The sequence below is a fragment of the Streptomyces pactum genome (genome assembly GCF_002005225.1).
Lineage (GTDB): Bacteria > Actinomycetota > Actinomycetes > Streptomycetales > Streptomycetaceae > Streptomyces > Streptomyces pactum_A.
Genome location: NZ_CP019724.1, coordinates 136,197 through 150,809, shown reverse-complemented (window position 1 = coordinate 150,809; position 14,613 = coordinate 136,197). Strand labels below are relative to the sequence as shown.

Sequence of the window (14,613 nt, the reverse complement as noted above, 5' to 3'; positions counted from 1 at the left end):
ATGAGACGGGTCGTCATCACCGGCATCGGGGTCGTGGCCCCGGGCGGCGTGGGCACCCGCGCCTTCTGGAGCACGCTGACCGCGGGCCGCACCGCCACGCGCGGCATCACACTCTTCGACGCGAGCACGTTCCGGTCGCGTATCGCCGCCGAGGCGGACTTCGACCCCGCCGCCCACGGATTCGGCCCCGCCGAGGCCGCCCGCCTCGACCGCGCCGCCCAGTTCGCCCTGGTCAGCGCCAAAGAGGCGGTCGAGGACAGCGGACTGACCGCCGCCCTGGACCCGGTGCGCACCGGCGTCACCCTCGGCAGCGCCGTCGGCTGCACCACCGGCCTCGACAACGAGTACGGCGTGGTCAGCGAGAACGGCAGCGCCTGGGAGGTCGACCACACCCGGGCGGTCGCCCATCTCTTCGACTACTTCGTGCCCAGCTCCATGGCCGCCGAGGTGGCCGGCGCGGTCGGCGCCCAGGGCCCGGTCTCGCTGGTCTCCACCGGCTGCACCTCCGGCATCGACTCCGTCTGCCACGCCGTCGACCTCATCCGCGAGGGCAGCGCCGACGTGATGGTGACCGGCGCGACCGAGGCCCCGATCTCACCGATCACCGTGGCCTGCTTCGACGCCATCAAGGCGACCAGCCCGCGCAACGACGAGCCGGAGACCGCCTCACGCCCCTTCGACCGCTCCCGCAACGGCTTCGTCCTGGGCGAGGGCTCGGCCGTACTGGTCCTGGAGGAGTTCGAGCACGCCCGCCGGCGCGGCGCCCACGTGTACGCGGAGATCGCGGGGTTCGCCGGCCGCAGCAACGCCTACCACATGACCGGACTCAAGTCCGACGGCGCGGAGATGGCCGAGGCGATCCGCGCGGCGCTCGACGAGGCCCGCCTGGATCCCACCGCCGTCGACTACGTCAACGCCCACGGCTCCGGCACCAAGCAGAACGACCGGCACGAGACCGCCGCGTTCAAGCGCAGCCTCGGTGAACACGCGCACCGGGTGCCGGTCAGCTCCATCAAGTCCATGATCGGCCACTCGCTCGGCGCGATCGGCTCGCTGGAAGTGGCCGCCAGCGCCCTGGCCATCGAACACAACACCGTGCCGCCGACGGCCAACCTGCACGAGGCCGACCCGGCCTGCGACCTCGACTACACCCCGTTGACCGCGCGCGAGCAGCGCACGGACACCGTACTCAGCGTCGGCAGCGGGTTCGGCGGCTTCCAGAGCGCCATCGTCCTGACCCGGCCGCGACTTCAGGAGGCGGCATGACCACAGCCACACTGGACCGACCCACCGTCCGGCACAACGTCCCCGCCGCCACCGGCTCCGTCGTCACCGGCATCGGCGTCACCGCCCCCAACGGGCTGGGCACCGAGGCCTGGTGGGCGGCGACCCTGCGCGGCGAGAGCGGCATCCGGCCGGTGACCCGCTTCGACGCCTCGCGCTACCCCGTGCGCATCGCCGGCGAGATCCCCGGCTTCGTCGACGAGGAGCACCTGCCCGGCCGGCTGCTGGCGCAGACCGACCGCGTCACCCGGCTGTCCCTGACCGCGGCCAAGGAGGCCCTCGACGACTGCGGCAGCGACCCCTCGGCACTGCCCGAATACGGCGCGGGCGTGGTCACCGCCTCCTCCGCGGGCGGTTTCGAGTTCGGGCAGCGCGAGCTGCAGGCCCTGTGGTCCAAGGGCGGCCAGCACGTCAGCGCCTACCAGTCCTTCGCCTGGTTCTACGCCGTCAACACCGGCCAGATCTCCATCCGGCACGGCCTGCGCGGCTCCAGCGGCGTCGTCGTCGCCGAGCAGGCCGGCGGCCTCGACGCGCTCGCCCACGCCCGGCGCCAGATCCGCAAGGGCGCCCGGCTGATGGTGACCGGCGGCGTCGACTCGGCACTGTGCCCCTGGGGCTGGGCCGCCCACCTCGCCGCCGGCCAACTGAGCCGCGCCACCGACCCCGCCCGCGCCTACCTGCCGTTCGACACGCAGGCCGGCGGCCACGTGGTCGGCGAGGGCGGCGCCCTGTTCGTCCTGGAGAACGCCCCGGCCGCCCGCGAACGCGACGCCCGCGTCTACGGCGCGTTCACCGGATACGCGGCCACCTTCGACGGCCCCGGCACCCCGCGCCTGGCCGACGCCGCCCGCCTGGCCCTCATCGACGCGGGGGTACGCCCCGACGAGATCGACGTGGTGTTCGCCGACGCGGCCGGCGCACGTGCCGCGGACCGCGCCGAGGCGGAGGCGCTCGCCGCCCTGTTCGGCCCGCGGGGCGTGCCCGTCACCGCACCCAAGTCGATGACCGGGCGGCTGCTGGCCGGCGGCGCCGCCCTCGACGCGGCCGCCGCCCTGCTGTCCCTGCGCGACCAGGTGATCCCGCCCACCACCGGCACCACCGAGCCCGCCCCCGACTGCCCCGTCGACCTCGTCACCGCACCCCGCGAGACCGGGGTCCGCCACGCCCTCGTCCTGGCCCGCGGCCGAGGCGGCTTCAACTCGGCGGCCGTCCTGAGCGCGCCCTGACCGGACCGGGCCGCCGGAACGACATCCCCCGCGTTCCGGCGGCCCCCGCCACACCTGCCTGCCTGGGCCGAACGGGCCATGGCGCAGGCGAACGGCACCATCGCACCAGCATGTGCAGCCGGCGGGTGCAGGTCACCGCACGTGTCAGCGCCAGCAGGAGGCTCGACATGCCGCCACCGTGACAGAGCGGCAGGGGCCTGCGTCTCCCCCGTGAGGAGAGACGCTCTCCTCGATCGGGGGATGCCTGCTCCCGTTCCCTCGACCACGCCGAGGCCACGACCGGCGTCGCCGTCGAAGAGTTCACCTCTGCGCGTTCTCGCCGCCGGCAACCGCCTCCCCGCCCGCCGAGTGGGCGAGGTCCTTCCGGACACGGGTGCCACCGCTGTCGCGCACCGCCACATCACCGTTGAGTACTCACCCCCGCTCGCGGTGCCGGGCGGCGGGACGCTCACCGAAACGCAGATCAAATCCGGCCAGTTCAAGCGAGTTCGAAGGTGCTGACAGCAGGACTTACGTTATCGATTGTTAACGTACGACGTCGCTGCAAGGGGAGGAACCCCCCAATTCTGTCCTGAGCGCCGACGTCGAGCACTCAGCGTAAGAAAAGTCGAGCGAATGGTTCCGGACGCGCAGAGAAGATCGCTTGTGTCGCCTAGGGCGTCATGCGAATCTTGAAGAGCGACCCAAATCGCGAACAGGAGTTCGAAGTTGAACGCCCGGGCGTTTGTCCCGTGCCGCACTGGCCCGAAAGCGCATGGCGCCGCTTCTTCTGCCCAGGCGTGAGCGCGCGGCGATCGGCGCACCCCGGTATCGGCCATAGGACTAACGGGGAGACTGCATGTCGCTCGAGACCGGTCGCGTCCGCGGACAATGGTTGCTTCACCGTCCCAGCGCGACTGCGCCCTGCCGGATCTTCTGTTTCCCGTACTCCGGCGTCGGGGCCTCAATGTATGCGCGTTGGCCGTCAAACGTGGGGTCGGCGGAGGTCTGTCCGGTACAGCCGCCAGGTCGGGAGAACCGGCTGAGCGAACCGCATTTCGGAACCTTCGAGAATTATGCCGAGCAGGCAATATCGCAACTTCAACCCTACCTGGACCGCCCGTTCGCCTTCTTCGGACATTGCAGCTCGGCGCTGGCAGCCTTCGCGACAGCTTGTCAGTTGGAGCGAGCTGGTCTGCCGACGCCAAGCCGGTTGTTCGTCTCCTCCCAGGTAGCTCCGCACGAGCCGCCCTACGGCCGGTTCCTTTCCATGGGGGACGACGAGCTGGCTATGGAAGTGACCACGTTGGCCAAGTCGATGGGCAGTCGGCTGACGCCGGAGCTGCTGGATCTAGGGCTCTCGGTGATGAAGGCCGACATTCGCGCCCACAAGGCGTACCAGCTCCCCGCTCCGGTCTCGCTGCCAGGCGGGGTGACCGCGATTGGATGGGACTCCGACGACGAGGTACGGCCCGAGTTGATGGCCGGCTGGCGGGCGTACGGCGACGACGTCCGGTTCATCACCGTGCGCGGCACGCATCACACCTTCCTGAACGCGCCCCTGGCACTCGTGGCAGAGCTGGCGCGGGACATGGAGGGCGTGGCTTGATGGACACGGTCCATGAGCTGTTCAGCGCCCAGGCCGCCGCGACCCCGCACAAGGTGGCACTCCACGGGCATGACGGCGCTCTGACCTACACGCAGTTGGATGCCCGGGCCGACGAGACAGCGCGTCGACTGGCCGCCCGGGGAATAGGCGTGGAGGCGAGAGTGGGCGTGCTGGCCGAGCGGTCCCTCGACCTGGTGGTCACGCTGCTCGGCATCCTCAAGGCCGGCGCCGCGTATGTGCCCGTCGATCCCCGGCAGCCGGACCACTGGCGTGCGAGGGCCCTGCGGTCGGCGAGTGTGAGCTGCCTTCTCGACGCGACCGGGGCCGTGATCGAGCCCTCGACGCCCGCCGGCCCGGCTCCGGCCGGCGATCGGGCGACCCGGGCGGGCGGCGGCAACCTCGCCTATGTCGCGTTCACTTCGGGGTCGACCGGCGCCCCGAAAGGTGTCGCCATACCGCACGAGTCGGTCCTTCGGCTGGTGCGCGACCAGGCCTACGCACCGGTCGAACCCGACGACCGTTTCCTGCAGTTCGCCCCCGTCGCGTTCGACGCCTCCACCTTCGAGATCTGGGCTCCCCTGCTCAACGGCGCCGAGCTGCTGGTCCATCCCCCGGGGGAGCCGTCGCCGGCCGAGCTGGCGCGCTTCGTCAGCGACCACAAGATCACCACGCTGTGGTTGACCGCAGGCCTGTTCCAGCAGGTCGTCGACCACCACCTCGACCTGCTGGCGAACGTGCGGCGCCTCGTCGTCGGCGGAGACGTGGTGTCCCCGCGCCATGCCGAGCTGGTTCTCTCGCGGCTGCCGGGGATCCGGCTCGTCAACGGCTACGGCCCGACCGAGAACACGACGTTCACGTGCTGCCACGACATCACAGCCGGCGACACCGACCCGGTACCGGTCGGGCGGCCGATCACGGGCACCGAGGTGCGCGTCCTCGATGCCCGACTGCGGCCGGCCGAGGTCGGCGAGCTCTACGCCGTGGGCTCCGGGCTCGCCAGGGGATACCTGGGCGAGCCGGGGCAGACCGGTGCGCGGTTCGTCGCCGACCCGTGGAGTTCTCCGCCCGGCGGACGGATGTACCGCACCGGCGATCTGGTCCGCGTGCGGTCCGACGGTGTGCTGGAGTTCCTCGAGCGGTCCGACCGACAGGTCAAGATCAACGGCTTCCGGGTGGAACCAGGCGAGGCGGAGACAGTCCTGGCGCACCTGCCCGGCGTTCGCTCGGCGGCGGTCGTGGCACAGCCCGGCCCCACCGGCGCGCTCAGGCTTGCCGCATTCGTGGCACCCCATCGCGGACAGGTGGTGTCGGTCCTCGGCATGCGGCGTCAGATGGCGCAGGCGCTGCCCGACTACGCGCGGCCGGCGACCTACCGCATCGTCGACGAGCTGCCGCTGACCGCGAACGGCAAGGTCGACCGCTCGGCGCTGGCCGGCACCGTGTCGCGTGAACGTCCGGACCTCTTCTCCGACTTCGTGCCGCCGGCCACCGGGGTGGAGACGCTCATCGCCGAGATCTGGTCCGATCTGCTGGGTGTCGACCGCATCGGGATCGACGACGACTTCATCGCGCTGGGCGGCCACTCGCTGCTCAGTATGCGGATGGCCGAGGACGTTGCCAGGGAGTTCGGCGTGACGATCGCCCCGCGCGACTTCTATCTGCGGCCGACCGTGGCCGGGCTGGCGGCGCTGGTCGAGGAGCGGCGCCGATGAGGATGTCGCCAAACGCTCCGGACGGGCAGGTCGATCTGGACAGCGTCGATCTGTTCGATCCGTTCCTGCACAGCGAGGGTCACCCGCACGCGGTCTGGCGGGCCCTGCGCGCCGAGGCGCCGGTGCACCGGCAACAACTGCCCGACGGGCGGCAGTTCTGGTCGGTGACGCGCTACGCGGACGCCTGCCGGGTGCTGCGCGACCATGAGGACTTCACCTCCGAGCGGGGCACCCTCCTCAGCGCCCTGGACGTCGGGGACCCGGCCGGCGGCAAGATGATGGCGGCGAGCGACCCGCCTCACCACACCATGCTGCGCGAATCGCTGAACCGGGTGCTGTCGGCACGGGCGGTGAACGCACGGCGCAACACCTTGCTCAAGCCCGTCGACCGGCTGGTCGAGCCGCTGTTGAACGGCGAGTCCACCGATCTCGCCGTGCTCGCCGCCGACTTCCCGATGGACTTCATCGGCACCTTCATGGGTCTGCCGGAATCGGACTGGCCGCGTCTGACGAAGCTGACCACCATGGCCGTCGCGCCCCATGACCCGGCCTTCCAGGAGGGCTCGGCCCCACTCACGCTCGTCACCGCGCACCATGAGCTGTTCGAGTACTTCTCGGAACAGCTCGCCGCGCGGGACGGGACCCCGACGGACGACTTGATCGGCCACCTGATGCAAACGCGGATCGACGGGAAGCCGCTGGACCACGAAAGCATCGTCTACAACTGCTACAGCCTCATCCTGGGCGCGAACGTCACCACCCCGCACACCGTCACCGGACTGGTCCAGGCCCTGATGGACCACCCCGACGCCTACCGCGCGGTCGTCGCGGACCCCTCCCTGGTCGCCGGCTGCGTCGAAGAGGGACTGCGCTGGACATCACCGGCCAGCCACTTCATGCGGTACGCCACCCAGGACGTGCGGCTGAGCGACAGTACGGTCAAGGCCGGCTCAGCGCTTGCGGTGTGGCTGGGGTCGGCCAACCGGGACGAGGACGTCTTCGCCGACCCCTACACGTTCGATATCACACGCCGTCCCAACCGGCACATCGCCTTCGGATTCGGGCCCCACTACTGCGTCGGGGCCGCGCTGGCACGGCTGTCGCTGCGCATGCTCCTGGAGCGCGTCTGCGCGCTGGTCGAGCGGATCGAACCGGCCGGGGAGGTGCGGCACCTGGCCTCCAACTTCGTCGCCGGGGTCACGTCCATGCCGGTGCGCGGCGTACCACGGGACGGCGCGCACCCGGCCCGCCTGTCGTGACCGTCGCGGACCATCCGGGAACCGGAGTGGGTGGAGGGTACTCGTGAAACCCCTGGAGTCGTCACACATGCCCGACGGACTGCCGCTCTCGCCGACCCAGCAGGACATCTGGCTGTCGTACCGGATCGACAGCGACGCCCCGGTCTACCGAGCGGCGGAGTGCCTGGAGATCGAGGGCCCGCTCGACCGTAAGCTGTTCGAGCGGGCGTTGCACCGCACGGTCGCCGACGTCGACGCGCTGCGGGCCAGGTTCATCGAGACGCCGCAGGGCCCGCGGCAGATGATCGGCGCCGTCCCGCAGGTCCGGCCGGTCTGGTCGGACCTGCGGGACCACCCGGACCCCCGGGCTGGCGCCGATGCGTGGATCGACGCAGACCTCGCCCGGACCGTCGACCTGGCCGACGACCCGCTGTTCACCTTCGCGGTCTTCCGGATCGCCGACCAGCGTTACCTCTGGTACCAGGGCTACCACCACATCGTCATCGACGGCGTCAGTTTCGCTCTGCTCAACGAGCGGTTCACCGAGGTGTACAACGCCCTGGCCGACGGACTGCCGGTGCCCAAGTCCCGCATCGGATCGGTCCGCGCCCTCGTCGAGGACCACCACGGGTACACGCAGTCGGCGCGGTTCGCCGAGGACCGGCACTACTGGGGTGAGCGGTTCGCCGACCTGCCGGAGCCCGGCCGGCTGGCGGGGGAGCCACCGACGGGCTGGGCCACACCCTTGCGACGCCGGGTGTCACTGCCCGAGCACGCCCTGAGCGCGCTGCGTCTGGCGGGCCAACGACACGGGGTGCGCACCTCCCGGCTGCTGTTCACGGCTGCCGCCGTGCTGGTGCACCGTCACTCCGCCCGCCCCGACGCCGTGTTGAGCCTCCCGGTGACCGCCCGGGTCACCGAGACGGCCAAGCGCGCGGCCGGCCCGATGGTGAACGTGCTCCCGCTGCGCCTGTCGGTGCATCCGCGAACTACCGTGCGCGAACTGACCGACCAGGTCGCCGCCGAGGTCGAGGCCGCACTGGCGCACCAGCGGTACCCCGGCGAATTGCTGCGCCAGGAACTCATGGCGCGCGGGCTGCGCCGCTCCGTGCTCGGCCCGGCCGTCAACGTCATCCCGTTCCACTACGGCGGACAACTGGGCGCGGCGCGGGTAGTGAGTTCCCGCAACGTGTCGGTACGGCGCATCCACGACATGAACGTGAGCGCCTACCGGCGGCCCGGCGGCGGGTTCGACATCGACCTGGAGGCGGATCCGCGGCTGTACACCGAGGACGAGGCGGCCGGGCACCACGAGGCGTTCACCGAACTGCTCGTAGCGGTCGCCGAGGGACTGGACCGTCCGGGCCGGACGGTCGCCGCGCTGGCCGCCGTGAGCCCGAGGCGTCGGCGCACGGTGCTCGGCTGGGGAAGCACTCCGGCCGCGCCGACGACGCCGAGCACCTTCCCCGAACTCTTCCGGGAGGTCGTGTCGCGCCGCGGGACGGCGCCCGCGCTCCTGGTCGGCGACCGGCGTGTGGGGTACGCGGAGCTGCACGGCCGGGCCAACGCGCTCGCCCGGCTGCTCATGGCCCGCGGCGTGGGGCCGGAGTCGGTCGTGGCCGTCGCGCTGCCCCGATCCGTCGATCTCGTGGTGGCGGTGCTGGCGGTGCTGCAGGCCGGCGGAGCCTACCTGCCGCTCGATCCGGCTCATCCACCGGAGCGGATCGCCTACCAGCTCGCGGACTCGGCGCCGCAGTGCGTGCTCACCGTCGGCTCGCTGACGGGCGCGATCGACACGGTGCAGGCCCCGGTGCTCCTGCTGGACGCGCCCGTGACCGTCGACCAGTTGGCCGACACCGACCGCGGCGACGTCACGGACGCCGAGCGCGCCGGGCGACTGAAGACGACGAACGCGGCCTACATCATCTACACCTCCGGATCCACCGGGCGTCCCAAGGGCGTGGTGGTGAGCCACCGCGGCGTGGCGGCGCTGGCCCGGGCCCAGCAGCGCCGTCTGGACGTCGACGACCGGGCACGGGTGCTCCAGTTCGCGTCGGCCACCTTCGACGCCGCGTTCTGGGAACTGGTCATGGCTCTGCTGTCCGGCGGCAGCCTGGTGCTTCCATCCATACCCGAGGAGCTGATGCCGCCCGCCCTCGGCGACTTCGTCGCACGGCAGGGCATCACCCATCTCACCGTGCCGCCCGCGGTCCTCGCGGCGGTGCCCAAGGACACGATCCCGCAGCGGACCACGCTCGTCGTGGCCGGCGAGTCCTGCCCGCCGCAACTGGCGGCCGCATGGGCGCCCGGCCGCACCATGGTCAACGCCTACGGGCCCACCGAGACCACGGTGTGCTGCACCGCCAGCGATCCGCTGGCCGGCCCGTTCGGCGACCAGGTGGTCATCGGCACACCCTTCGCGGACTCCGGCGTCATGGTGCTCGACCCGGCCCTGCAACCGGTCCAGCCCGGTGTCACCGGCGAGTTGTACGTGACGGGTCCGGGGTTGGCCCGGGGCTATCTCGGCCGTCCCGGCATGACCGCCGGACGCTTCGTCGCCGACCCGTTCTCGGACAACGGCGGGCTCATGTACCGCACCGGCGACCTGGCACGCTGGCGGGACGACGGCCGGCTGGAGTTCCTCGGCCGCGGCGACCAGCAGGTGAAGATTCGCGGCTTCCGGGTCGAACCGGGCGAGATCGAGTCCGTGCTGCTGGCGTCGGACGGCGTGCGGCAGGCCGTCGTCGTGCCGCGTTCCGACGACGGCGACCGGCAGCCGGCGCAGATCGCGGCGTACGTGGTGCCCGCGGCCGGAGACACGGTCGACGTCGACGCGCTCCGCGAGCGGTTGGGCGCCGTGCTGCCTGAGCACATGCGGCCGCACGCGATCGTCGTGCTGCCGAGCCTGCCGGTCACCTCGCACGGCAAGGTGGACCGCGACGCGCTGCCCGCACCGCACCGCGCGGTGGGCCGTGGCCGGGCGCCGCGCGACCGGGCCGAGAAGCAGGTGTGCGCTCTGTTCTCCGAGGCGCTCGGCGTACCCGCGGTCGGCATGGACGACGACTTCTTCGCGCTCGGCGGGCATTCGCTGTCCGCGTCGACACTGGCGGCGCGCGTCCGCGAGGAGACCGGCATCGCCGTCGGCGTCCGCGCCGTCTTCGACGCTCCCACCCCAGCCGGCCTCGCCGCGCTGCTCGCCACCGCCGCCGAACCCGCGGCACCACCGCGGATCACCGCAACCACCGAGGACGCTCCGCTGTCGTACGCGCAACGGCGGCTGTGGTTCCTCGACCGGCTGACCGGCGCCGACGCCAGCTACCACATCCCGCTCGTTGTCCGGCTGTCCGGACGGCTGGACCAGGACGCCCTCGGGCAGGCGATCGCCGACGTGGTGGCCCGGCACGCTCCCCTGCGCACGACCGTGGAGGACCGCGACGGCGAGCCATGGCCGGTGCCCGCCGGATCGCCCCCCGAGATGGAGGTGGTGGCCCTCGCGGAGGGGGAACTGGACGCGCGGCTGCGAGCCGAGATCCACCGTGGCTTCGACCTGGCCGCCGAACCGCCGCTGCGGGTGCGGCTCTATGCCCTGGCCGCCGACGAGCACGTACTCCTGTTGCTCCTGCACCACATCGCTGCGGACATGCTCTCGCTGCGTCCGCTCTCCCGCGATCTCGCCACGGCCTACCGGGCACGGACGACGGGCTCGCGACCCGGTTTGCCCGTCCTGGAGGTCGGTTACCCGGACTACGCGGTCTGGCAGCGGCGGACACTCGGCGAACTCGGCGATCAGGACGGGGTGCTGCACGGTCAGCTCGCGTACTGGCTGGACCGTCTCGCCGGGGCGCCCGAGGAGATCCCGCTCCCCACCGACCGGCCGCGGTCTCCCGCGGACGGTTCGGCGGGCGGCGCGGTGCCGATCGAACTGTCGGCGCAGACGCACGCCTCGATCGAGCGAGTCGCCCGCGAGCACGGCGCGAGCACGTTCATGGTGCTGCACGCGGCACTGGCCGTGCTGCTGCACCGACTCGGCGCCGGCCGCGACATTGTGCTGGGCACTCCGGTGGCGGGCCGCGGGTCACCCGCGCTGGAGGACGTGGTCGGCTTCTTCGTCAACACCCTTGTGCTCCGCACAACGGTGACGGGTACGGACGGCTTCGCCGACGTGCTGGCGCGGGTACGCGCCGGTGACCTCGAAGCCTTCGGCAACCAGGACGTCCCGTTCGACCTGTTGGTGGAGGAGCTGAATCCGGAGCGGTCGACGGCTCGACACCCGCTGTTCCAGGTGATGATCGCGCACAGCGCCGAGCCGGAGCCGACGCTCGACCTGCCCGGTCTGCGCACCGGTCTGGACACCGTCCGCCCGGACACCGCCAAGTTCGACCTCACCTTCAACTTCCGGGAGCGGCGTGCCGACGGCGCCGGTCCGGCCGGTGTCGGCGGCGTCGTGGAGTTCCGCAGCGATCTCTTCGACCGGCAGACCGTCGAGGCGCTCGTCCGCAGGCTCGGTACCGTCCTGGAGCAGGGGCTCTCCGACGTGGAACGCGCGGTCGGCCGGATCGACGTACGACTGCCGGAGGAAGTGCCCGCCCCGGTCGGCCCGTCGGCTCAGGTCGCCCCAAACCGAGCACGCTGTCTGCACGAGGTGTTCCAGGAACACGCAGCGCGGACCCCCGACCGCCCCGCCGTGGTCTTCGGCGACACGACACTGAGCTACGGGGAACTCGACGCCCGAGCCGACCGGTTGGCACGTCGGCTGGCGAGGCTCGGCGCGCGGCCCGAGACGTCCGTGGCGCTCGTGCTGCCCCGTTCCCCCGAGCTGATCGTCGCGATCCTCGCCGTGCTCAAGACCGGCGCGGCGTACGTCCCGATCGATCCGGCCTATCCGAAGGGCCGGATCGACTCGATCATCGCCGGCGTCCGCCCCGTCCATGTCCTGCGGGACCTCCCGTCAGCCGACGACCCCGCGGACAGCGTGCCGCCGGGTCCGCCGGTGGGCGCGGCGCGGGTCGATCCGGCGGGCGCCGCCTATGTCATCCACACCTCGGGGTCGACCGGTCGGCCCAAGGGGGTGGTGGTGCCGCACACGAACGTCCTGCGACTGTTCCAGGCCACCGAGAAGTGGTTCGACTTCGGACCGCAGGACACCTGGCTGCTGTTCCACTCGGCGTCCTTCGACTTCTCGGTCTGGGAGATCTGGGGCGCGCTGCTGCACGGCGGCAGGCTCGTCGTGCTCACCCATGAGGAGAGCCGGTCGCCGCGGGACGTGCTGCTCACCGCCGCGCGGACCGGCGCGACCGTGCTCTGCCAGACCCCTTCCGCGTTCGCCCAGCTAAGCGCCGCCGCCGCACTGGGCGACACGCTGCCCCCGACCGCCCTCCGATGGGTCATCTTCGGAGGCGAGCGACTGGACTTCGCGTTGCTCCGGCCGTGGTACGAGCGGCACGGCGACCGAGGTCCGGTCCTGGTCAACATGTACGGGATCACCGAGACGACCGTGCACACCACCTTCCAGCGGCTCGACGCCGAGCTGGTGCGGCACGCACGGGCGAGCGGCATCGGCGTGCCGCTGCCGGACCTCACGGTCCGGCTGCTCGACGACATGCTGTGCCCGGTGCCGCCCGGCGTCGTCGGCGAGATGTACGTCTCCGGTCCCGGACTCGCGCGGGGTTATCTGGGGGCCCCCGGCCTGACGGCCGAGCGGTTCGTGGCGGACCCGTCCGGCAGCGGCGGGCGCATGTACCGGACCGGTGACCTGGCCAAGCGGCGGGTCGGCGGCGGTCTGGAGTTCGTCGGCCGCGCGGACGACCAGGTCAAGATCCGGGGCTTTCGGATCGAGCTGGGCGAGGTCGAGTCGGTGGTCGGCCGGTGCCCGGGCGTCGGCCGTGCCGTGGCCACCGTGGCGGACGGGCGGCTCGCGGTCTATGTGAGACCCGTCCCGGGGGCAGCGCCGGATGCCCGGCAGGTTCGCGAGTTCGCCGCGGCACTGCTGCCGGACTACATGGTTCCGTCGGATGTGCTGGTGGTCGACGAGTTCGCGCTGACGACCAGCGGCAAGGTGGATCGCCGCGCCCTGCCCGCGATCGTCCGGGAAGGCGGTGGCGAGGCGCCGAGGGGCGCCGTGCAGGAAGTGCTGTGCGGCCTGTTCGGCGAAGTGCTGGGCGTCGTCGGAGTCGGTGCGGACCAGGGCTTCTTCGAGCTGGGCGGCCATTCGCTGCTCGTGATGCGGCTGGTGAACCGGGTCCGTCAGGTCCTCGGACGTGAACTGGCCGTGCGCTCGGTGTTCGAGCATCCCACGGTGGCGGGATTGGCCGGGGTACTGGCGGACACCGGCCCGGCCCGGCCGGCACTGGCGCCCGGCACCCGCCCGCAACGGGTGCCGCTCTCGCCGGGGCAGCAGCGGCTGTGGTTCCTGCAGACCCTCGAACCCGGTTCGGCCGCTTACCACTTGCCGGTGGTTCTCGACGTCCACGGGCCGGTCGACGCCGATGCCCTGGGCGCCGCCCTGAACGACGTGGTCCGGCGGCACGAGGTGCTTCGCACGTACTACCCCGTTGATGAACAAGGCCCCTACCAGCAGATTCTGGCCGACATCGAGATCTGCGTGGAGACGGGTGGATCGCAAGCCGCGCCCGGTCGGCCGGTGGCCGATCCGGTCGGGGAGTACGTCACACGTCCCTTCGACCTGTCGGCCGAACCGCCCCTGCGGGCAGCCTTGTGGCCAGCGCCGGACAGCGACGCCCGCACCCTCGTGCTGGTGCTGCACCACATCGCGGTGGACGGCTGGTCCCTCGGTGTGCTGCTGCGCGACCTGGACGCCGCCTACGGGGCCCGTCTCGGGGGGCGGGTCCCGGGCTGGCGACCGCTGCCCGCGCAGTACGCCGATGTCGCGCTGTGGCAGCGTGCGCTGCTGGGCGACGTCGAGGACCGGGACAGCCTGTCCGCCCGGCAGCTGGAGTTCTGGAAGGAGACGCTGGCCGGTGTCCCGGAGGAGGTGACGCTGCCGGTGGACCGGCCGCGCGTCGCCGTGCCGAGCCGCTCCGGCGACGTGGTGCCCTTCACACTGGCCGGCGAGGCGTGGCAAGGGCTGCTCGATCTCGCACGCCGCCACGGGGTGAGCGTGTTCATGGTCCTGCACGCCGCGGTGACCGCGCTGCTCTCCCGGCTCGGTGCCGGGGACGACGTGCCGGTGGGCACCGCGGTCGCCGGCCGTGACGAGCAGGCGCTCGACGATCTGGTCGGCTTCTTCGTCAACACGCTGGTCCTGCGGGTCTCGACAGCGGATGATCCCTCGTTCGCCGACCTGCTGGAACGGACCCGGGCCGTCGACCTCGCGGCCTACGCCCACCAGGACGTGCCGTTCGAGCACGTGGTGGAGGCACTCAACCCGGAGCGCTCGCCGACCCGGCACCCGTTGTTCCAGGTGATGCTGACCCTGCAGCACACCCAGGACATACCGGACGACCTGGGCGGCCACAGCGTCAGCCGACGCCTCGTCGGTCTGGGCCAGGCCAAGTTCGACCTGTCCTTCCTCCTCACCCAGCACGCCGACGGGCTGACCGGCGCAG

The 14,613-nt window shown here is 71.9% G+C and carries 6 protein-coding genes (1 of these 6 cut by a window edge); all 6 read left to right on the top strand.

Features of this window, described 5'->3' with window-relative positions:
* Entirely contained in the window at positions 1-1,266 is a 1,266-nt protein-coding gene (locus B1H29_RS00500; RefSeq protein WP_055422251.1) for a beta-ketoacyl-[acyl-carrier-protein] synthase family protein, read from the top strand.
* Entirely contained in the window at positions 1,263-2,510 is a 1,248-nt protein-coding gene (locus B1H29_RS00495) for a ketosynthase chain-length factor (RefSeq protein ID WP_055422252.1), read from the top strand. Before B1H29_RS00500 ends, B1H29_RS00495 begins: the two co-directional genes overlap by 4 nt.
* A gap of 838 nt (positions 2,511-3,348) precedes the next feature.
* Complete coding sequence (locus tag B1H29_RS00490; RefSeq protein ID WP_055422253.1) at positions 3,349-4,098, top strand: thioesterase II family protein; 750 nt, start codon at positions 3,349-3,351, stop codon at positions 4,096-4,098.
* Positions 4,098-5,810 carry a non-ribosomal peptide synthetase gene (locus B1H29_RS00485; RefSeq protein ID WP_055422254.1) on the top strand — a complete coding sequence of 571 codons (1,713 nt, stop codon included), beginning with the start codon at positions 4,098-4,100 and terminating at the stop codon, positions 5,808-5,810. The genes B1H29_RS00490 and B1H29_RS00485 overlap by 1 nt, the downstream gene beginning before the upstream one ends.
* Positions 5,807-7,069 carry a cytochrome P450 gene (locus B1H29_RS00480; protein ID WP_055422255.1) on the top strand — a complete coding sequence of 421 codons (1,263 nt, stop codon included), beginning with the start codon at positions 5,807-5,809 and terminating at the stop codon, positions 7,067-7,069. Before B1H29_RS00485 ends, B1H29_RS00480 begins: the two co-directional genes overlap by 4 nt.
* 67 nt (positions 7,070-7,136) lie before the next feature.
* Positions 7,137-14,613 carry the 5' portion of a non-ribosomal peptide synthetase gene (locus B1H29_RS00475; RefSeq protein ID WP_055422256.1) on the top strand. 6,506 nt of this gene lie beyond the right edge of the window, so only the first 7,477 of its 13,983 coding nucleotides appear in the window; the start codon lies at positions 7,137-7,139; its stop codon lies off the right edge, out of view.

Excerpts from the sequence above, each read along its gene's own strand:
- B1H29_RS00485 (WP_055422254.1), top strand. The coding sequence starts at position 4,098 with ATGGACACGGTCCATGAGCTGTTCAGCGCCCAGGCCGCCGCGACCCCG.
- B1H29_RS00495 (WP_055422252.1), top strand. The coding sequence starts at position 1,263 with ATGACCACAGCCACACTGGACCGACCCACCGTCCGGCACAACGTCCCC.
- B1H29_RS00500 (WP_055422251.1), top strand. The coding sequence starts at position 1 with ATGAGACGGGTCGTCATCACCGGCATCGGGGTCGTGGCCCCGGGCGGC.
- B1H29_RS00480 (WP_055422255.1), top strand. The coding sequence starts at position 5,807 with ATGAGGATGTCGCCAAACGCTCCGGACGGGCAGGTCGATCTGGACAGC.
- B1H29_RS00490 (WP_055422253.1), top strand. The coding sequence starts at position 3,349 with ATGTCGCTCGAGACCGGTCGCGTCCGCGGACAATGGTTGCTTCACCGT.